Here is a 17,018-nt window from a genome sequence, read left to right on the forward strand (position 1 = left end):
AAAAGACATTTTTTGCGCTCTTCAGGTTGCCTTAAGGCTGGCAACACAAGGTGGCGCACCCGAGCGACCGAAGAAGGCGTTGCGCGGGTCCTGCGACGACCTGAATGACTCGGGCGTCCCGAACCACCGTGAGGACTGTGTATGACTGCTCAATCCGTACCATCGCGTTACGCGCGACTGTCGATCCTGATGCACTGGCTGATGCTGGCGCTGTTCGTCGGTGTCTACGCCTGCATTGAACTCAAGGGCCTGATGCCACGGGGCAGTGCGGCCCGGGGGCTGTTTCTCGGGCTGCACAGCCTGTTCGGGATCAGCATCTTCGCCCTGGTGTGGATTCGCCTGGTGGCCCGCCTGCAACCGCGACCGCCGATCTTGCCGGCGCCCTCAGCCTGGCAGACCGGGCTGTCGCACCTGATGCACCTGGTCCTTTATGCGCTGATGATTGCCACGCCGCTGCTGGCCTGGCTGATGCTCTCGGCGGCGGGCAAGCCCGTGCCTTACTTCGAGTTTTTCCTGCCGGCCGCGCCAGTGACGGTGGACCCTGATCAGGCGCGATTCTTCAAGCACTGGCACGAGCAACTGGGTAGCGCCGGCTACTGGCTGATCGGCCTGCATGCCGTGGCTGGGCTGTTCCACCACTACTGGGTCGGCGACAACACCCTCAAGCGCATGCTGCCGGGTGCCCGGCGCTGACATACGGCGTGGCCGGCAGACGCCGGCTGGCCAGCGAACCGCCGCGCCGCGGTCTGCCGATTCTCCACGGCGGCCTCAGGATCGCTTTCGCCGGCAAGCCGGCTCCTACGGGGGGACGGTCCGTGGGGGCTGTCGATGGCTTCAGGTCCTGGCCTTCCACAGGCCGAACTTGCCCGCCAGATCCAGCTTGGGATCACGTACCCGGGTCAGGTTGATCGCGGCGCCGGACCAGCCGCCCTCCATCTCTTCACTCAGGTGGTATTTCAACAGGTTGTACTGGATCGCCGTCCCCCCAGTTGCTGGTAGCCGATGCGTGAGGTCACCGCCTCCAGCAAGCTGGAAATCAGGTACTGCAGCGGCGTTTCGTAGGCCTTGATGGCGATGCCGTAGTCGAAGCTCTCAGCGTTGCTTTCGCGGAAGCAGGCAAAGAATTCCTGCTTGCTCATGCTGCTGGACATGGCCGTGTTGTAGCTCTGGCGACAGGCTTCGAGGTCGGCAGCGCCGGGCCGGGGCAGGGCCAGGTGGTTGTTGAGGTTCTTCAGGGTCACACAGCCCTGGGTGGCGATGACCTCGGGCATCAGGGTCACGTCCAGTTCACCGGCACGGTCGGGGAGGTTGTGCCAGGTGTTCAGACTGTTGCGCAGTTGCTCCAGGCTGGCGCCGGGATAGCCTCGATAGCCGTACACATACGCCGGCGGCAGCACCAGGCCCATGACCGAATTCATCTGCGAGACCGTCAGGTTCTGATAGTCGCGGTCATAGATGCGCGCGCTGTACTCGTCGAGGGAATGGCGCAGCACCGAGGGCTTGAGGTTGCGCACCGACTTGCCGTTCTCCAGGGCCTCGAACAGGCTCTTTTCGTTGAGCTGGGACTTGACCTCCACGGTGGCGATCACCCCTTCGATCAGGTACACGTCGGCCGAGCCGAAGGTGCGCAGCGTGGGGAAATCGTTGCGGTAGATGATCAGGTCGATCTGCTTGGAGATGCCGCCTTGGGCGTCGATGATCTGTCCGGCACCGATGCTGATGTTGCTCGGTAGAAAACGCTTGAGGACGTCACGGATGAAACTCTCCCGGGCGTCGCCAAGGACCCCGGAGTGGCTGGCAATGGTGCTGCTGACGCTGAAACTGCTTTCCAGGACCCGGGCGATGGATTTCGCCCATTTGCTGATGATTGCCACGCGGTCTTCCTTGAATGTCAGGGGATGAGCAAGTCGAAATGGCTGGTGGCCAGGGGTTCGCCGTTGACCAGCAACTGCACGCCATGGCGTCCGGGATAGTGACGGCGGGTGGTCAGTTCGCGGATCTGCTGGCTGCGGCCCAGGTCCACCCGGGCCAGGCCTTGCAGGGTGAAGGTCTTGAGCTTGAACACCTTGCGCGCCGTGGCGCCTGAAGCCTTGACGTAGTCGATGGCGTAATCCACCACCAGGCGCTGGTGGCGGGGGCTGGTGGAGACCAGGGTCAGGGACAGGTTGAGGCTGTCCCCCAGGCGCAATTGCCCGGGAGCCACCTGGAAGCGGCTGACCTCGACCTCGGGCCGGGCCCCGGCCCCGATGATCGCCAGGGCCCGGCGGTCGCCCTGCTTGATCAGGCTGCGCAAGGCATGACGGGCGATCCAGGCACTGTGGGGTTGCTCCAGGGGCCAGCCTTCAAGGCGTTCCAGGACCCACTGCGGGTGCTCCTTGGTGATGTCGTTGAGGTGATTGGCCACGGATTTGCGCACGTACAGGCTGGGGTCGTTGCGCAGGCGTTCGAGGATCGGCGCCGCCAGCTGCGGGTCGGCTTGCAGCTGTTCCAGGCGAAACGACCAGGGCAGGCGCGGGCGGCTGCCCTCGCTGGCCAGGCGACGCACGTGTTCATCGCTGTCGGTGGCCCACTCCTGCAGGACGGCCAGCGTGCGCTGGCAGTCCTGGCGCAGAAAGTGGCGCACGGCGAACTCGGATGAACCAAACCCGGTGAAGTACTTCAGGGCTTGCATGGAGCGCTCGAAATCGTCCAGGCCGAAACTGGCCACGTAATGGGGCAGGAAGATGCACACGAAGCGGCTGTTCAGGCGCGGCGCCAGTTGGCGCAACAGCTCGAGGCTGGTGGCGTAGTCCAGGTCCAGCACCTGATGCAGGCTGTCGCTGACCCGGGCCAGGCGCTGCATCAGCGACAACTGGGGCAGATCCTGGCTGGCCAGCTGCAAGAAGGCCTGGCGCTGGAAGTCTGGATACACCGCGTGCATCTGTTCGGCGATGTGTTCCAGGCGTTCCTGGTTGAAGATCTCCTTGAGGGCGGGAGCGTTCTGCTGGCTTGAGCTCATGGGGTCTATCCGTTCAGTGGCGAGGCGGCGTCCACTTTACACAACCGCTCCTGACAGAATCTGTCGGTAGTCGCTGGCCACCACCACAACCTGCCGTCCCCAGTCGCTGGTTGGCCAGCCAAGCAGTCCCTGGGGGTGAGGCAAGGTTCAGTGGCCTGTTCGCCAGCAAGCTGGCTCCCACGCGGTGTGGTCTGAAGCGCCGTCAGCGCATCGGCGGCAGCGGGCTCTCGATCTGCTCGTCCTGCTCGTCGGCGGCGAACAGTCGGGCCAGTTCGGCCCGGGCTTCCTGGGCGCTCTGCAGCACTTTGGCAGCGTCGTCGTAGACCGCGTGCTGGGCCGCCAGCAGTTGTTCGTCGTGCTGGGTGAAGCGCTGGATTCGCGAGTCGGCCTGGGCCTGGCTGAGCCCCAGGCCCACCAGGGTGCGGCGGCTCATTTCCAGGCTGGAGTAGTAGGTTTCCCGCACGGCCTGGGCCTCCAGGTCCATCAGCCGGTGCACGTGCTGGCGGTTGCGCGCCCGGGCGATGATCTTCAGGTGCGGGTAGAGCTTGCGCACTTGTTCGGCGGTCTTGATGTTGGTTTCCGGATCGTCGGTGGCGATGACGAAGTACTCCGCGGTACCGACCTTGGCCGCGCTGAGGATTTCCGGGCGCATGGGGTCGCCGTAGAACACCGGCATGCCGCCAAAACTGCGGATCAGTTCGATGGTGTCCACCGAGGTGTCCAGGGCGACGAAGGGGATTTTCTGCGCCCGCAGGATACGCGCCACGATCTGCCCCATGCGGCCCATGCCGGCGATCACCACCCGCGGGTTGTCGGCATCGATCTGACGGTACTCGGCGGGCATTTCCAGGGGTTTGGCCTTGGGTTTGAGCCAGCGCGAGCAGGCCAGCAACAGCAACGGGGTCAGGGCCATGGACAGGGTAATGGTGAGCACCAGCAGGTCATGCAGGCGGGCCTCGAACAGGCCCTGGTCGCGACCGATCTTGAACACCACGAAGGCGAATTCACCGCCGGCCGCCAGCACCACGCCAAGGCGCACCGCGCTCTCGCGATTGAGCTCGCCGGCCAGCCGCCCGACCACAAACAGCAGCGGCAGCTTGAGGCCGATCAGCAGCAGGGTCAGGCCCAGCACCGCGATGGGCGCGCTGAGCAGCAGGCTGATATTGGCGCCCATGCCGACGCTGATGAAGAACAGCCCCAGCAGCAGGCCCTTGAAGGGTTCGATCTGCGCTTCCAGCTCATGGCGGTATTCCGAGTCCGCCAGCAGCAGGCCGGCAAGGAAGGCGCCCAGGGCCATGGACACGCCCACCAGATCCATCAGCCAGGCGGTGCCGATCACCACCAGCAGGGCGGTGGCGGTGGACACTTCCGGCAAGCGGGTGCGGGCCACGATGCGAAACACCGGGCGCAGCAGGTAACGCCCGCCCACCACCACCACGGCGATGCTGCCCAGCACTTGCAGGCCGTGACGCAGATCCTCGGCGCTGCTGGTGTGGTGATCGTTGCCGGCCAGCACCGGGACCATGGCGATCAGCGGAATGGCGGCGATGTCCTGGAACAGCAGGATGGCGAAGGCCATGCGCCCGTGGGGACTGTTCAACTCCTTGCGTTCGGCCAGGCTTTGCAGGCCCAGGGCGGTGGATGACAGGGCCAGGCCCAGGCCCAGCACGATGGCGCTGTTCAGCGATTGGCCGAACAGAAACAGGGCCACCACGCCGATCACTGTGCCGGTCAACAACACCTGGGCCAGGCCAGCGCCGAACACCGCCTTGCGCATCACCCACAAGCGCTTGGGCGACAGCTCCAGGCCGATGATGAACAGCAACAGCACCACCCCCAGCTCGGAGATGTGACTGACGCTCTGCGGATTGCCCACCAGCCCCAGCACCGAGGGGCCGATCAGCACCCCGGCCAGCAGGTAGCCGAGCACGGCCCCCAGTTGCAGGCGCTTGGCCAGGGGCACGATGAGCACGGCGGCGCAGAGGAACACGACGGCGGCTTGTAGCAGGTTGCCTTCATGGGGCATCGGGGGGACTCCAGGGAGAACGGGGCGCAGTGGATGATAAAGGCTCGCCGGTGACAAACAGCGGATGGCTGTTGCCAGTCTGCGCCCGGATAAAAACGGCGTGGATGTTCTGAGACTGGCGGTGCGCCCTGCAAGGCACGTCGGAGTAGGGGGCAAGCTGGAGGGGGGAGAAGCTGGAGGGGCGCGCCGGTCAGTGCGGCCACTGCTCCAGCAGGATCGCCACGAATTTTTCCGCCGCTGGCGAAAGCGATGCGCCGCGTCGATACACCAGGCCCAGGGTGCGATTGACCACGGGGTCGGTCAGCGGAACGCTGACCAGGGTCGGGTGATCGGCGGCCGGCATGGCCAGGCTCGGCATCGCCGACACCCCGAGGCCGGCCTCCACCATGCCCAGCGACGTGGACAGGTGCTGCACCTCGTAGAACCACTGGGGCCGCCAGCTCAAGCCGGACAGGGCGTGGTCCAGCAGCATGCGGTTGCCGCTCAGGCGGCCGACGCCGATCAAGCGATAGTCGCTCAGTTCCGACCAGGTCACCGAGCTGCGCTCGGCCAGTTCGTGGTCGCGCCGGCAGGCCAGGACAAAGGGCTCGTTGACCAGTGGCACGAACTCGATGTCCGGGTGCTGGCCGCTCATCATGTTGATGCCGAAGTCCGCTTCGCCGCGCAGCACCGCTTCAAGGCCCTCGTTGGCACTGAGGTCGAGCAGACGGATGCGGATTTTCGGGTAGCGCTGGTTGTACAGGCGGATCACCGACGGCAGGAAGTAGAAGGCCGCCGTGGGGATGCAGGCCAGGGTCACCTGACCGATCTGCCGTTCCGCCAGCTCACGGATGTTGAGGATCGAGTCGTCGAAGTCGTCCAGCAGGCGTCGGGCCTTGGGCAAAAAATCGCGACCGACGCTGGTCAGGCTGACCTTGCGCGTAGTGCGGTCGAGGAGGGCGGTGCCCAGTCCCTCTTCGAGCTTTTTCATGCGTCGGCTCAGGGCCGGTTGGGACAGGTGCAAGGCGTCGGCCGCTTCGTGAAAACTCCCCAGTTCGGCGATTTTCACGAAAGATCTGATGTCCTGAAGCTCATATTCCATGCGGGCTACTCAAGGCGGGAGTCGGGTGGGGCGCTGGCGGACACGATATTTAACTCATGCGCGAAACGCAATAATCTCTCTGATCTTTGCATTGGAAACACATTTTAATCCCTGACACTCTTGTGCCCAGAACATCAATTACCTCGATTGATCAACAAGAGTCAGTGTTCATGCAACGAATTCCTTGTGTGTTGATGCGCGGCGGCACCTCCAAAGGGCCGTTTTTTCTGGCCTGGGATCTGCCGGTGGCCGTGTCCGAGCGTGATGAGCTGTTGCTCAACCTGATGGGCTCCGGCCATGAGCTGGAAATCGACGGCATCGGCGGTGGCAGCCCGCAGACCAGCAAGGTGGCGATCGTCAGTCCTTCGCTGCACCCGGACGCCGATGTCGACTACCTGTTCGTCCAGGTCATGGTGTCCCAGCGGCGGGTCGATACCGCACCCAACTGCGGCAACATGCTGTGCGCTGTCGGGCCTTTCGCCATCGAGCAGGGGCTGGTCAAGGCCACGGGTGCTCAGACCCAGGTGCGGATTCGCAACCTCAACACCGGCACCCTGGTCCATGCCCAGGTCCAGACCCCCGATGGCAAGGTCAGCTACGAAGGCGACACCACCATTGACGGCGTGCCGGGCAGCGCGGCGCCGGTGGCCCTGACCTTTCTCGATGCCGCCGGGAGCAAGACCGGCCAGTTGTTCCCCACCGGCCAGCCCCAGGACCTGATCGACGGCATTGCCGTGACCTGCATCGACATGGCCATGCCCATGGTGCTGGTGCAGGCGGCCTGCCTGGGCAAGCGCGGCGATGAAAGCCCCGCCGAACTGGACGCCGATGCGGACTTTCTCCAGCGTCTGGAAAGCCTGCGGGTGAAGGCCGGCCTGGCCATGGGCCTGGGGGATGTCAGCGACAAGGTGATTCCCAAGCCGGTGCTGGTGTCCCCGGCCCGGGCGGGGGGCACCCTGGCGGTGCGCTATTTCATGCCTCACAACTGCCATCGGGCCCTGGCCATCACCGGCTCCATCGGCCTGGCTACCGCCTGTGTCACCGCCGGCAGCGTGGTGGCCGAGATGCTCGGCGGGATCAGTGAACCGCGTCTGCATCAGGTTCGAATCGAACACCCCAGCGGGGCGATAGATGTCGTATTGTCCTACAGCGGAACCAGCCCCGAGACCATCCGCGCCTCGGTGGTCCGCACCGCTCGCCGATTGTTTTCCGGGTATGTCTACGCGCCTGCTGCACAACGTTTAGCCGGTTAGTCGACGCGCTGTCGATCCTGGTTGCATCAGAACAATTCTAAAAATGGGTGATGCCATGAAAGTTGTTAAATCGCTCTACTTCCAGATCCTCTGCGCGGTGTGCCTCGGGGTACTGGTGGGGCACTTCTGGGCCCAGCAAGCCATTGCCTTGAAGCCGCTGGGCGACGCCTTCATCAAGCTGATCAAAATGATGATCGCTCCCGTGGTGTTCTGCACCATCGTCACCGGCATCGCCGGCATGAGCGACAAGCGTTCCCTGGGTCGGCTGCTGAGCAAGACCATGCTGCTGTTCCTGGGCCTGACGCTGATCAGCCTGTGCATCGGCCTGGCGGCGGTCTACCTGTTCCAGCCCGGCGCGGGGATGAACATCGACCCCACCCGGCTGAACACCCAGGGCCTGTCCCAGTACACCGAGTCGGCGGCCAAGCTGGGGGTGGTGGAATTCTTCATGCACATCATCCCCGAGACCTTCATCGGCGCCTTCAACAAGGGCGAGGTGCTGCCGGTGCTGTTTATCGCGGTGCTGTGCGGGTTTGCCCTGTCGTCCCTGGGCGAGCGCGGCAAGCCGGTGCTGGAGGTGCTGGAGTCGGCCTCGCAGATGGTGTTCAAGATTTTTTCCTACCTGATGCGTTTTGCCCCCGTCGGCGCCTTCGGGGCCCTGGCCTTTACCGTGGGCCAGTACGGCATCACCTCCCTGGGCGCCCTGGCCAAACTGATCATGACCCTGTATGTCGCCTGCGGCTTCTTTGTCTGCGTGGTCCTGGGGGGCATTTGCCGGGCCAACGGCTTCAGCCTGTGGAAGCTGCTGCGCTACCTGCGCGAAGAGTTCCTGGTGGTGCTTGGCACCTCGTCCACGGAGCCGGTGATGCCGCGCATGCTGGAAAAACTCCAGGCCCTGGGCTGCCGCAAGAGCGTGGTGGGGCTGGTGCTGCCTACCGGCTATTCGTTCAATCTCGACGGTACGGCGATCTACCTGTCCCTGGCGGCGATCTTCATTGCCCAGGCGTGCAACATCGAGCTGAGCGCCGGCCAGATCGTCACCATGCTGGCGATCATGCTGCTGTCGTCCAAGGGCGCTGCCGGAGTGACCGGCAGCGGTTTCGTGGCCCTGGCCTCGACCCTGACGGTGATTCATGACATCCCTCTGGCCGGCCTGGCGTTGCTGATCGGCATCGATCGCTTCATGTCCGAGGGCCGGGCCTTGACCAGCCTGGCCAGCAACGCCGTGGCAACCGTGGTGATCGCCATTTCGGAGCAGGCCTGCGACCGCCAGGTGCTGTTGCGCACGCTCGATGGCCAGCCTCTTGCGGCCCAGGCCGCTGCTGCCGACGACACCCCGGCGAGCGCGCTGGCGAACAAGCTCGGCTAGACCTCCCAGGCCGCACCGCTTCACCCCAAGTACCGACTCAACACCTGTGCCGGGCGCCCTTGATCGGGGCGTCCGGTGCTCGGGTGGCCGTGCGCCCGCGCGTCGGCCACGCTCATCATAAAAACAAGAGAATCGACTTATGCTCGCTTTACTCGGCCTCGCCATGGTGGTGGTCTTCACCTTCCTGATCATGACCAAGCGCCTGTCGCCCATCGTGGCGTTGACGCTGGTGCCCATCGTCTTCGCGGTGCTCGGCGGGTTTGCCGGCACCACCGGCAAGATGATGCTCGACGGCCTGAAAATGGTCGCGCCGTCGGCGGCGCTGTTGCTGTTCGCCATTCTGTTCTTCGGCTTGATGATCGATTCGGGGCTGTTCGACCCGCTGATCCGCAAGATTCTCAAGCGGGTCAATGGCGATCCGACCAAGATCGCCATCGGCACCGCGCTGCTGTCGCTGGTGGTGGCCCTGGACGGTGACGGCACCACCACCTACATGATCACCTGCGCGGCCATGCTGCCGCTGTACAAGCGCATCGGCATGAACCCGATGATCCTCGCCACCATCTCCATGCTGTCCTTGAGCATCATGAGCGGCATGACCCCCTGGGGCGGGCCGGCCACGCGCGCCATCGCCGCCCTGGGCCTGGATGCCGGCGAGTACTTCGTGCCGCTGTTGCCGACCATGATCGGTGGCGCCGCCTGGGTGGTGTTCACCGCCTACCTGCTGGGCCGGGCCGAGCGCAAGCGCATCGGCAACACCCAGCTGCAAAGCGGCGGTGGCGACTGCTACATCCAGGCGATTCTCGAAGACACGCCGCACAAGCGGCCCAAGCTGGCCTACGTCAACCTGCTGCTGGTGGTGGCGGTGATGACCGCGCTGGTGCTGGGCCTGATGCACTCGGCGGTGCTGTTCCTGATCGGTTTTGTCCTGGCCTTGATGATCAACTACCCGCAGTTGGATATTCAGAAGGAGCGCATTCTTGCCCATTCAGGCAACGCCATGACTGTGGTGCTGCTGGTATTCGCCGCTGGGATCTTCGCCGGCATTTTCTCCGGCACCAAGATGGTCGATGCCCTGGCTCAGACCCTGGTGGACTGGATTCCGCCCTCCTGGGGTCACCTGTTCCCGCTGGTGGTGGCGCTGACCAGCATGCCGTTGACCTTCGTGCTGTCCAACGACGCCTACTACTTCGGCGTGGTGCCGATCCTGGCCAACGCGGCGGCGGCCTATGGCATTTCTCCCCTGGAAATCGCCCGGGCCTCGATCCTCGGCCAGCCGGTGCACCTGATGAGCCCGCTGGTGGCCTCGACCTTGCTGCTGGTGGGCATGGTGGATCGCGACATCGGCGACTTCCAGAAAGCCACGGTGAAGTGGGCCGTGCTGACCTCCCTGGTCATTACCGCCCTGGCCTTGCTGACCGGGGCCCTGACCCTGTTCGTCTGATTGCCTCGAAACCCTCTTTTGTAGCCGGGCGCGCCTGCTGGCGGGGCGCTTGGCGAGCTGCGCCTTGAATAACAACAACGAGAAGTACGACATGAGCCATTTGCTGATTCGCGCAACGGTATTTTCCTGCTTGAGCCTGCCACCCGTGGCCGGGCTCCAGGCCGCTGACTTCATCGACGACAGCAGCCTCAAGCTGCAACTGCGCAACGTCTATTTCAACGAGAACTTCCGCGACGAACACGGCCTCAGCGCCAAGGCTGCGCGCACGGCCAAGAGCGAGCGCACCGAATGGGCTCAAGGCTTCCTGCTGGACTATCAGTCCGGATTCACCCCGGGCGCCCTGGGGTTCGGGGTCGATGCCCTGGGGCTGCTGGGGGTCCGGCTCGATTCCGGCAAGGGCCGCAGTGGCACGGGGCTGCTGCCGGTGCACGACGACGGTCGCGCCGCAAGCGAATTTGCCAGTGCCGGCGCCACGGCCAAGGTGCGGCTGGCCAAGACCACCCTCAAGTACGGCACCTTGCTGCCCAAGACCCCGGTGCTGGTCTACAACGATGCCCGTCTGTTGCCGCAGACCTATCAGGGCACCCAGCTCACCAGCACCGATATTGACGGCCTGAGCTTGACCGGCGGTTATCTGCAGCGCTTCAAACTGCGGGATTCCACCGACAGCGTGGGGCTGGTGCCCGACGGCTACAGCGGCGGCCAGTCCGGGGACTTCCGCTACGGCGGGGGCGAATACAAATGGAGCAAGACCCTGCGCCTGAGCTATTTCCATGGCGAGCTCGAGAACTTCTATCGGCAGGACTTTGTCGGCCTGCAACATGACCTGGCGCTGTGGCAGGGGACCTTGACCAGCGATCTGCGCTACTTCCGCAGCGCCGATTCAGGCGCGGCCTTTGACGGCAAGATCGCCAACCGCATGTTCAGCGGCCAGTTGACCTACGCGATTGCCGGGCATTCCCTGGGCGGCGGCTATCAGCGCCTGAGTGGCGATGCCGGCTTGCCGTATATCAGTGGCGCCACGGTCTACTCCTTCAGTAACGCCGGCATCGGCAAGTTCATCGAAGAGGGCGAGAAGACCTGGATGCTCAGCTATGGCTACAACTTCGCCAGCCTGGGTGTCCCCGGCCTGACCTTCAGCTCGCGCTACCTGAGCGGCAACGACGGCAAGTCCGGGACCCGGGTCGACGAGTGGGAGCGAGACGCCGAACTGGCGTATGTACTCCAGCAAGGCTCGCTCAAGGGGCTGGGGGTGAAGCTGCGCAATTACGTGTATCGCTCCGACTACTCCCGGGGACGCGACAGCAACCGCCTCTACATCACTTACGACATCGCCCTCTGGTAGCGCGTCTACAGCGGCGTGAAGCGCCCATCCCACTGCGGGTCCAGGCGCTGGATGCGTGCGGCCAGCGGCGGGTGGGTGGCGAACAGGCGTTCCAGGCGCAGTTTCACCCCCTGGTGGAAATACAGGTGGCTGTACTGGGCGGCGGCGAAGGCTCGCAGGCGTGAGCCGGCGCTGCTGCCGCCGATCTTTTTCAGGGCCCCGGCAATGCCCTGGGGGTTGCGGGTGAACTGCACCGCCGAGGCATCGGCGAGAAACTCGCGCTGACGGCAGATGGCGGCCTTGATCAGGTTGCCCAGCAGGCTGCCCAGGGAGCCGAAGATGAGCAGGGCCAGGCCCAGCACGGCAAACACGATCTGCCAGAAGAAACGGTTGCGGTCGCTGCCCAGGTGCTGCTTTTCAGCCTGGCGCAGCACCGCGATGCCCGCCAGGCTGAACACCAGCAGACCGTGGATCACCGCCAGCAGCCGGGTGTTGAGGCGCATGTCACCGTTGTAAATGTGGCTGAACTCATGGGCGACCAAGCCCTGCAATTCGTCGCGGTCCAGATGGACGAGGGCACCGCGAGTGATTCCGAGCACCGCCTGCTCCGGGGTCAGCCCGGCGGCGAAGGCATTGATCGCGTCTTCCGGCAGTACATACACCGCCGGCAGGGTGGCGCCGGAGGCCAGGGCCATTTCCTCGACGATATTGAGCAGGCGCTGTTCTTCGCTGCCCCGCGGCGAGTCGTTGATCAGGCGTCCGCCCAGGTGCTCGGCGATCACCTTGCCGCCGGCCCGCAGGCGCCAGGTCTTGTACCAACTGCCCAGCACCACCACCAGCAGCATGAGCAGTGCTATGACCGCGACCACGGCCCAGTTCAGCACCTTGGGCTGGCCGTACTCCTGGCTCAGCTCGCGCCATAACAGGCCCAGCCCCAGGCTGCTGAGGCTGACCAGGGTGGTCACCGCCAGGGTCATCAACAGCAGCAGTTTGAGGGTGTGGCGCCGGGCACGGGCCTGGTGTTGAAAGAACTTCATGCAAGTTTCCGGGGGCAGGCGGCGGGGTTATTGGAACGACACTTTGCTGGCGTCCTGGATCTGCGCGCTGTCGGCGAATTGCAGCAGCGCGGCATCGGCGCGATGGCCGAACAGCCCGGCGAAAAACAGCGCCGGCACTTGCTGCTTGCACAGGTTGTAGTCGGTCACGGCGTCGTTGAAGGCCTGGCGCGCGTAGGCGACCTTGTTCTCGGTGCTGGTCAGTTCTTCGCTGAGCTGCGCCATGTTCTGCGAGGCCTTGAGTTCCGGGTAGGCCTCCAGGCTCAGGTGCAGGCGGTCGAGGACCTGGTCCAGGGCACCCTGGTCCTGGCCCAGGCGGGCAATGCGCGCGCTGTCGCCGGGTTGCGCGGCGGCCGCTTGCAGGCTGTCCCGGGCGCTGTTGCGGGCCTCGGCCAGGGTGGTCAGGGTCTGGCGCTCGTGCTGCAGGTAGCCCTTGACGGTTTCCAGCAGGTTGGGGATCAGGTCGTAGCGGCGCTTGAGCTGCACTTCGATCTGGGCGAAGGCATTGCGCAGGCGATTGCGCCGGGTCGTCAGACGGTTGTAGAGACTGACCAGGTACAGCGCCAGAACGGCGAGCAGCACCAGGGCGACGATATCGGCGGTGGCCATGGGATGTCCTTATCGGGGTGAGGCGTGGGGGCGGCCATGGTAACGGAAACGTCCCGGGCCGTGACAGCGCTTTGCTCAAGTAGCCAATCAGGGATTGCCCCGGGTCGGCAATTCTGCGAAAAAGCGCGCGGCGCTCCGGCTTCAAGGTCGAGGGGGCGCCTTTCATTCGATGAACCAGGGACAGGCAATGGACAAGATCATGCTCAGGTTGACGGTGGTCGACGATTACCCACCGGTTGCCAGCGAAGGGGTCTGGGCTGAGCAGCAGCCGGACGGCCTGTACCGGATCGCCAATCTTCCTTTCTATTCCCAGGACGTCTGTTATGACGACGAGGTGGCCGTCCAGGTCGAGGCCGATGGCCTGAAATGGTTCAGGCAGGTAGGGCGCAGCAGTGGCAACAGCACCTTGCGCGTGGTGTTCTTCAAGGCCGGCCGGGAGCGGATCCCGGAGGTGCTGGAGCGGATCAACGCCCTGGGTTGTCGCTGGGAGGGCATGAGCCAGGCCTTCTTCGCGGTCAACGTACCGGCCTCGGTGCCGTTGGACAGCGTGCTGGAGTACCTGCAGGCGTGCGTTGACCAGGATTGGCTGGATTATGAAAGCGGGCTGTTGCGCCAGTGACCGCGCCAGGGAGCAAGGACCGATGAACTTGAAATTTCATGCCAACACCTACAGTGCCTATACCGAGGACGACGTGCAGATCCTGGGTTTTGCCGACGATGGGCAGCAGCCCGAGCACTACCTGCTGTTGCAGCGTGCCGAATGCTTCGACGAGCAGGATCGGCAACTGGGCATGGACACCTATTACGTCGAGCTGGGCGGGCAGGGCGTGGCCGGCTATGGCGGCATCGAGCAGCTGCAATTGGCCCCGGGGCGCTTGACCCTGCAGTTCTCCAGCACCCTGGACTGGTGCCGGGGCCTGCCCGGCCTGGACATCAGCTGGGACGCCGGGCTGGCCAGCGTCGAGGAAGTCCGGGCGGCGCTCGGCGAAATGCTGCTCGGCACCGACACGCGCATTCAGCTTCAGTCCGGGCCGGGGGCGCCGCAGTGATTGCCAAGGCGCGGCAATTCTGCGAAAAAGCGCGCCGCGGTCCCGTGTCGGGGCAATGTTTGAACGGGAGTGAAGCATGAGTGACCAATTACAGGTGATCGATATCCAGCTGGGCGACGGCAAGGCGGTGGTCAAGGGCGCTTTGATCACCACCCAGTACCGGGGCTTTCTGGAGGACGGCAGCAGCTTCGATTCCTCCTACGATCGCGGCAAGCCGTTCCAGTGCGTGATCGGCACTGGGCGGGTGATCAAGGGCTGGGACCAGGGCCTGATGGGCATGCAGGTGGGCGGCAAGCGCAAACTGCTGGTGCCGGCGCACCTGGGCTACGGCGAGCGCAGCATGGGCGCGATCCCGCCCAACTCGAACCTGATCTTCGAGATCGAGTTGCTGGAAGTGCTGACCCGTGACGACTGAGGGGCCGGCGCACACCTCAGCCGCACCCTCGACACCCGCCAACAAGGCGTGCCCGGTGCTGCTGCGCTACACCACCGAGCTTGAGGTCTTGGCCTTTCGCCATCCGCTGGCCGGCCTGCAACTGGTCAAGGGCACGGTGGAGACGGGAGAGTCGACGGCCGCTGCGGCGGTCCGCGAGCTGGCGGAAGAAGCGGGCGTCAAGGCCGAGGAAAGCCGTTTTCTCGGCCTCTGGCACTCGGGGTTTGCCGGCCAGGTGTGGGCTTTCCATGAGTGCCGGGTGCCGGCGCCGCTGCCCGAGAGCTGGACTCACTTCACCGCGGATGACGGCGGCCATCACTTCGAGTTCTTCTGGCATGCCCTGGCCAGCCCGCCGTCGGCCCAATGGCACCCGCTGTTCCAGGCGGCCCTGGTGTTTTTGCGCGAGCGCCTGCTCGACGCCGACGCCTAGGTCGGGTTGGCGGGTATCACTGCCCCAGGCGGTACTGGTTGTTGCCGCTGCGCTTGGCTTCGTACATTGCCAGGTCGGCGATGTGCAGCAACTGGTCCATGCGCCCGGCATGGTCGGGAAACACCGCCACCCCCAGGCTGCTGCCGATGCTGTGGCGCTGGCTGTCCACCTCCACCGGGGGCGATAGCTGGCTGAAGATCTTTTCGCCGATGCGCCGGGCTTCTTCCGTCAGGTCGAGCCCCGGGGACAGTCCCTCCAGAATCACCACGAATTCGTCGCCGCCGATCCGCGCCACGGTGTCGCTGCTGCGCAGGATGCCTTGCAGGCGCTGGGCCGTGGCGCTCAGGACCCGGTCGCCGGCAGCGTGGCCGTACTGGTCGTTGATCGCCTTGAAACCGTTGAGGTCGACGAACACCAGGGCCACCCGGGTCTGATTGTGACGCGCCTGCTCCAGGGCCCGGGACAGGCGCTGTTCCAGCATCAGGCGATTGGGCAGGCCGGTCAGCGGATCGAAATGCGCCAGTTGCTGCAACTGGCTGGTGGAGACTTTTTCATCGGTAATGTCCCGCACCACCCCCATCATCTTGATGGGGGTGTCGTGCACGTTCTTCACCACGTTGCCGGTTTCCCGCAGCCAGTGGATGCTGCCGTCGGGCCACACCACGCGGTACTCCTCATCGTGGTTCTCGCCGGTTTCCAGGCAGCGCAACTCGCCGGCGCGGACCCGTTCGCGATCGTCCGGATGCACGCAGGAGCAGAACAGTTCGTAGGAGGGCACCACTTCGCCGACCTTGAAGCCGAACATGCCGTAGATGGCTTCCGACCAGTACAGGCGCTGGGTGTCCACTTCCCAGTCCCAGGTGCCGATGCGTGCGAAGTACTGGCTGCGCTTGAAGCGCTCGGCATCGTCGGGCACGCCTTCGGCGAGTGTGCGATAGACGCGCAACTGGGCCTGGGCGCGGCGTTCGCGGCGCAACAGCCACAACGCCAGCAGGGCCAGCAACAGGGACAGACACAGCAGGGGCCAGACAGCAATCATCGGATTCTGGACAGCATGGAAGAGGGTGGTCCTGAGGGGTGGATAGCACTTGGCTATGTTAATTCATGGCGTGCTTCCCACAGGAGATTTTTATCGGCTGGCGAGCGGTTTTTCCACAATGTCGCCACGGGCTACGAATGCCCGGGGCACAGTCACGCGTCACCGGTGGGCGCCGGCATTGCTCAGTTCCAGCACGGCGTAGCCCAGGCCCAGCAGAGCCACCAGTAGCAGCGCCAGGCTGGAAATGCCGGTCACCAGGCGTTTGTACTTCAGCGAGAAACCCTGACGCGCCACCAGGATGTAAGCCCCCAGCACGGCAAAATCCACCAGCACCCAGACCAGCGTCAGCAGCAGCGCACTGTGCTGCAAGGAGCGGGTGACCTGGATGAACTGGGGGAAGAAGGAGGCAAAGAACACGATGTCCTTGGGGTTGCCGATTCCCACCAGGAAACCGCTGGCCAGGCCCTGGCGGCCCTGGTCGGTGCGTGGCGCCGCTTCCGCGGGTGCCGGGCCAAACACCTCCCGCAGTCCTTGCACGCCCAGCCAGCCGATGAAGCAACAGCCCAGCAGACTGACCCAGCCGATCAGGCGCGGGTCCAGCGCCAGGCCGGTGGTCAGCATCAGCACCGCCAGCAGTGCCAGCAGCAGTGAGGCGGCGTTGGTGCCCAGGGCGGTCAACACGGCCTGGCGCGGCCCGGCGTTCATGCTGGTGTTGACGATCAGGGCCACCACGGGCCCCGGGGTGGCCACCAGCATCAGTACGCTGAGTGCGTAGGCCAATAATAACGACAGGTTCAGGTCCACGAATAACGCCTTTCAAGTCATGTGAAAGGCCTCAGCTTGGCGGCTTTGAGCTGCATTGAAAAACGCAAAAAGCTATGACCTACTATGAGTTTTAATCATTGTTG

General features: G+C 64.6%; 18 protein-coding genes. 9 read left to right on the top strand and 9 right to left on the bottom strand.

Going from position 1 to position 17,018, the window contains the following annotated elements:
• Positions 1 to 141 precede the first annotated feature (141 nt).
• Positions 142 to 693, top strand: a complete 552-nt coding sequence (locus ACMGF8_RS17990) for a cytochrome b (RefSeq protein WP_102864374.1) — start codon at positions 142 to 144, stop codon at positions 691 to 693.
• Positions 694 to 834: 141 nt separating this feature from the next.
• Here the strand turns inward: ACMGF8_RS17990 and ACMGF8_RS17995 are convergent, their stop codons facing one another.
• From ACMGF8_RS17995 to ACMGF8_RS18015, 5 genes are all read right to left on the bottom strand, one after another.
• A complete protein-coding gene (locus tag ACMGF8_RS17995; protein ID WP_416756908.1) occupies positions 835 to 960 on the bottom strand; it encodes a hypothetical protein in 126 nt (41 codons plus the stop codon).
• A complete protein-coding gene (locus ACMGF8_RS18000; RefSeq protein WP_416756909.1) occupies positions 957 to 1,874 on the bottom strand; it encodes a DUF6602 domain-containing protein in 918 nt (305 codons plus the stop codon). Before ACMGF8_RS18000 ends, ACMGF8_RS17995 begins: the two co-directional genes overlap by 4 nt.
• 17 nt (positions 1,875 to 1,891) lie before the next feature.
• A complete protein-coding gene (locus ACMGF8_RS18005; RefSeq protein WP_102864376.1) occupies positions 1,892 to 2,998 on the bottom strand; it encodes a DNA alkylation repair protein in 1,107 nt (368 codons plus the stop codon).
• Positions 2,999 to 3,200: 202 nt separating this feature from the next.
• Positions 3,201 to 5,024 carry a monovalent cation:proton antiporter-2 (CPA2) family protein gene (locus ACMGF8_RS18010; protein ID WP_416756910.1) on the bottom strand — a complete coding sequence of 608 codons (1,824 nt, stop codon included), beginning with the start codon at positions 5,022 to 5,024 and terminating at the stop codon, positions 3,201 to 3,203.
• 190 nt (positions 5,025 to 5,214) lie between these two features.
• Positions 5,215 to 6,105 (bottom strand): LysR family transcriptional regulator, encoded by an 891-nt coding sequence (locus ACMGF8_RS18015; RefSeq protein ID WP_102864378.1) that lies wholly within the window; start codon positions 6,103 to 6,105, stop codon positions 5,215 to 5,217.
• Positions 6,106 to 6,275: 170 nt separating this feature from the next.
• On the opposite strand from ACMGF8_RS18015, the gene ACMGF8_RS18020 reads away from it, so the two are divergent.
• The 4 genes from ACMGF8_RS18020 to ACMGF8_RS18035 all read left to right on the top strand — a co-directional run bounded on the left by ACMGF8_RS18020 (position 6,276) and on the right by ACMGF8_RS18035 (position 11,516).
• Positions 6,276 to 7,358 carry a 4-oxalomesaconate tautomerase gene (locus ACMGF8_RS18020; protein ID WP_115582227.1) on the top strand — a complete coding sequence of 361 codons (1,083 nt, stop codon included), beginning with the start codon at positions 6,276 to 6,278 and terminating at the stop codon, positions 7,356 to 7,358.
• A gap of 43 nt (positions 7,359 to 7,401) precedes the next feature.
• On the top strand, positions 7,402 to 8,727 hold the full coding sequence (gene dctA, locus ACMGF8_RS18025) for a C4-dicarboxylate transporter DctA (RefSeq protein WP_416756911.1): 1,326 nt from the start codon (positions 7,402 to 7,404) through the stop codon (positions 8,725 to 8,727).
• Positions 8,728 to 8,866: 139 nt separating this feature from the next.
• Positions 8,867 to 10,171, top strand: coding sequence for a CitMHS family transporter (locus ACMGF8_RS18030; RefSeq protein WP_102864381.1), 1,305 nt, complete (start codon positions 8,867 to 8,869; stop codon positions 10,169 to 10,171).
• A gap of 91 nt (positions 10,172 to 10,262) precedes the next feature.
• Positions 10,263 to 11,516 (top strand): OprD family porin, encoded by a 1,254-nt coding sequence (locus ACMGF8_RS18035; protein ID WP_207815381.1) that lies wholly within the window; start codon positions 10,263 to 10,265, stop codon positions 11,514 to 11,516.
• A gap of 5 nt (positions 11,517 to 11,521) precedes the next feature.
• Here the strand turns inward: ACMGF8_RS18035 and ACMGF8_RS18040 are convergent, their stop codons facing one another.
• Both ACMGF8_RS18040 and ACMGF8_RS18045 read right to left on the bottom strand, forming a co-directional pair.
• Positions 11,522 to 12,532 (bottom strand): M48 family metallopeptidase, encoded by a 1,011-nt coding sequence (locus ACMGF8_RS18040; protein ID WP_207815240.1) that lies wholly within the window; start codon positions 12,530 to 12,532, stop codon positions 11,522 to 11,524.
• Between the two features lie 27 nt (positions 12,533 to 12,559).
• Positions 12,560 to 13,159, bottom strand: coding sequence for a LemA family protein (locus ACMGF8_RS18045; protein WP_207815238.1), 600 nt, complete (start codon positions 13,157 to 13,159; stop codon positions 12,560 to 12,562).
• Positions 13,160 to 13,346: 187 nt separating this feature from the next.
• Here ACMGF8_RS18045 and ACMGF8_RS18050 point away from each other — a divergent pair, with 187 nt between their 5' ends.
• From ACMGF8_RS18050 to ACMGF8_RS18065, 4 genes are all read left to right on the top strand, one after another.
• Positions 13,347 to 13,778: a DUF4265 domain-containing protein gene (locus tag ACMGF8_RS18050; protein WP_060838822.1), complete on the top strand. Its 432-nt coding sequence runs from the start codon at positions 13,347 to 13,349 to the stop codon at positions 13,776 to 13,778.
• 22 nt (positions 13,779 to 13,800) lie between these two features.
• Positions 13,801 to 14,208: an Imm10 family immunity protein gene (locus ACMGF8_RS18055; RefSeq protein ID WP_102864383.1), complete on the top strand. Its 408-nt coding sequence runs from the start codon at positions 13,801 to 13,803 to the stop codon at positions 14,206 to 14,208.
• A 76-nt stretch (positions 14,209 to 14,284) separates the two neighbouring features.
• Positions 14,285 to 14,623, top strand: coding sequence for an FKBP-type peptidyl-prolyl cis-trans isomerase (locus ACMGF8_RS18060; protein WP_060843293.1), 339 nt, complete (start codon positions 14,285 to 14,287; stop codon positions 14,621 to 14,623).
• On the top strand, positions 14,613 to 15,071 hold the full coding sequence (locus ACMGF8_RS18065) for an NUDIX hydrolase (protein ID WP_102864384.1): 459 nt from the start codon (positions 14,613 to 14,615) through the stop codon (positions 15,069 to 15,071). The genes ACMGF8_RS18060 and ACMGF8_RS18065 overlap by 11 nt, the downstream gene beginning before the upstream one ends.
• A gap of 16 nt (positions 15,072 to 15,087) precedes the next feature.
• Here ACMGF8_RS18065 and ACMGF8_RS18070 read toward each other — a convergent pair whose 3' ends face one another.
• Together ACMGF8_RS18070 and ACMGF8_RS18075 are read right to left on the bottom strand one after the other, a co-directional pair.
• Positions 15,088 to 16,110 (bottom strand): diguanylate cyclase domain-containing protein, encoded by a 1,023-nt coding sequence (locus ACMGF8_RS18070; RefSeq protein WP_416756912.1) that lies wholly within the window; start codon positions 16,108 to 16,110, stop codon positions 15,088 to 15,090.
• Between the two features lie 159 nt (positions 16,111 to 16,269).
• Positions 16,270 to 16,908 (bottom strand): LysE family translocator, encoded by a 639-nt coding sequence (locus ACMGF8_RS18075; protein ID WP_305948513.1) that lies wholly within the window; start codon positions 16,906 to 16,908, stop codon positions 16,270 to 16,272.
• Between the last annotated feature and the right edge of the window lie 110 nt (positions 16,909 to 17,018).

It is taken from the genome of Pseudomonas sp. BNK-7 (genome assembly GCF_048072025.1).
Lineage (GTDB): Bacteria > Pseudomonadota > Gammaproteobacteria > Pseudomonadales > Pseudomonadaceae > Aquipseudomonas > Aquipseudomonas danubii.

Coding starts and splice junctions, on each gene's coding strand:
- dctA (WP_416756911.1), top strand. CDS start 7,402: ATGGGTGATGCCATGAAAGTTGTTAAATCGCTCTACTTCCAGATCCTC.
- ACMGF8_RS18060 (WP_060843293.1), top strand. CDS start 14,285: ATGAGTGACCAATTACAGGTGATCGATATCCAGCTGGGCGACGGCAAG.
- ACMGF8_RS18035 (WP_207815381.1), top strand. CDS start 10,263: ATGAGCCATTTGCTGATTCGCGCAACGGTATTTTCCTGCTTGAGCCTG.
- ACMGF8_RS18005 (WP_102864376.1), bottom strand. CDS start 2,998: ATGAGCTCAAGCCAGCAGAACGCTCCCGCCCTCAAGGAGATCTTCAAC.
- ACMGF8_RS18040 (WP_207815240.1), bottom strand. CDS start 12,532: ATGAAGTTCTTTCAACACCAGGCCCGTGCCCGGCGCCACACCCTCAAA.
- ACMGF8_RS18015 (WP_102864378.1), bottom strand. CDS start 6,105: ATGGAATATGAGCTTCAGGACATCAGATCTTTCGTGAAAATCGCCGAA.
- ACMGF8_RS18055 (WP_102864383.1), top strand. CDS start 13,801: ATGAACTTGAAATTTCATGCCAACACCTACAGTGCCTATACCGAGGAC.
- ACMGF8_RS18020 (WP_115582227.1), top strand. CDS start 6,276: ATGCAACGAATTCCTTGTGTGTTGATGCGCGGCGGCACCTCCAAAGGG.
- ACMGF8_RS17990 (WP_102864374.1), top strand. CDS start 142: ATGACTGCTCAATCCGTACCATCGCGTTACGCGCGACTGTCGATCCTG.
- ACMGF8_RS18010 (WP_416756910.1), bottom strand. CDS start 5,024: ATGCCCCATGAAGGCAACCTGCTACAAGCCGCCGTCGTGTTCCTCTGC.
- ACMGF8_RS18030 (WP_102864381.1), top strand. CDS start 8,867: ATGCTCGCTTTACTCGGCCTCGCCATGGTGGTGGTCTTCACCTTCCTG.
- ACMGF8_RS18045 (WP_207815238.1), bottom strand. CDS start 13,159: ATGGCCACCGCCGATATCGTCGCCCTGGTGCTGCTCGCCGTTCTGGCG.
- ACMGF8_RS18070 (WP_416756912.1), bottom strand. CDS start 16,110: ATGATTGCTGTCTGGCCCCTGCTGTGTCTGTCCCTGTTGCTGGCCCTG.
- ACMGF8_RS18050 (WP_060838822.1), top strand. CDS start 13,347: ATGGACAAGATCATGCTCAGGTTGACGGTGGTCGACGATTACCCACCG.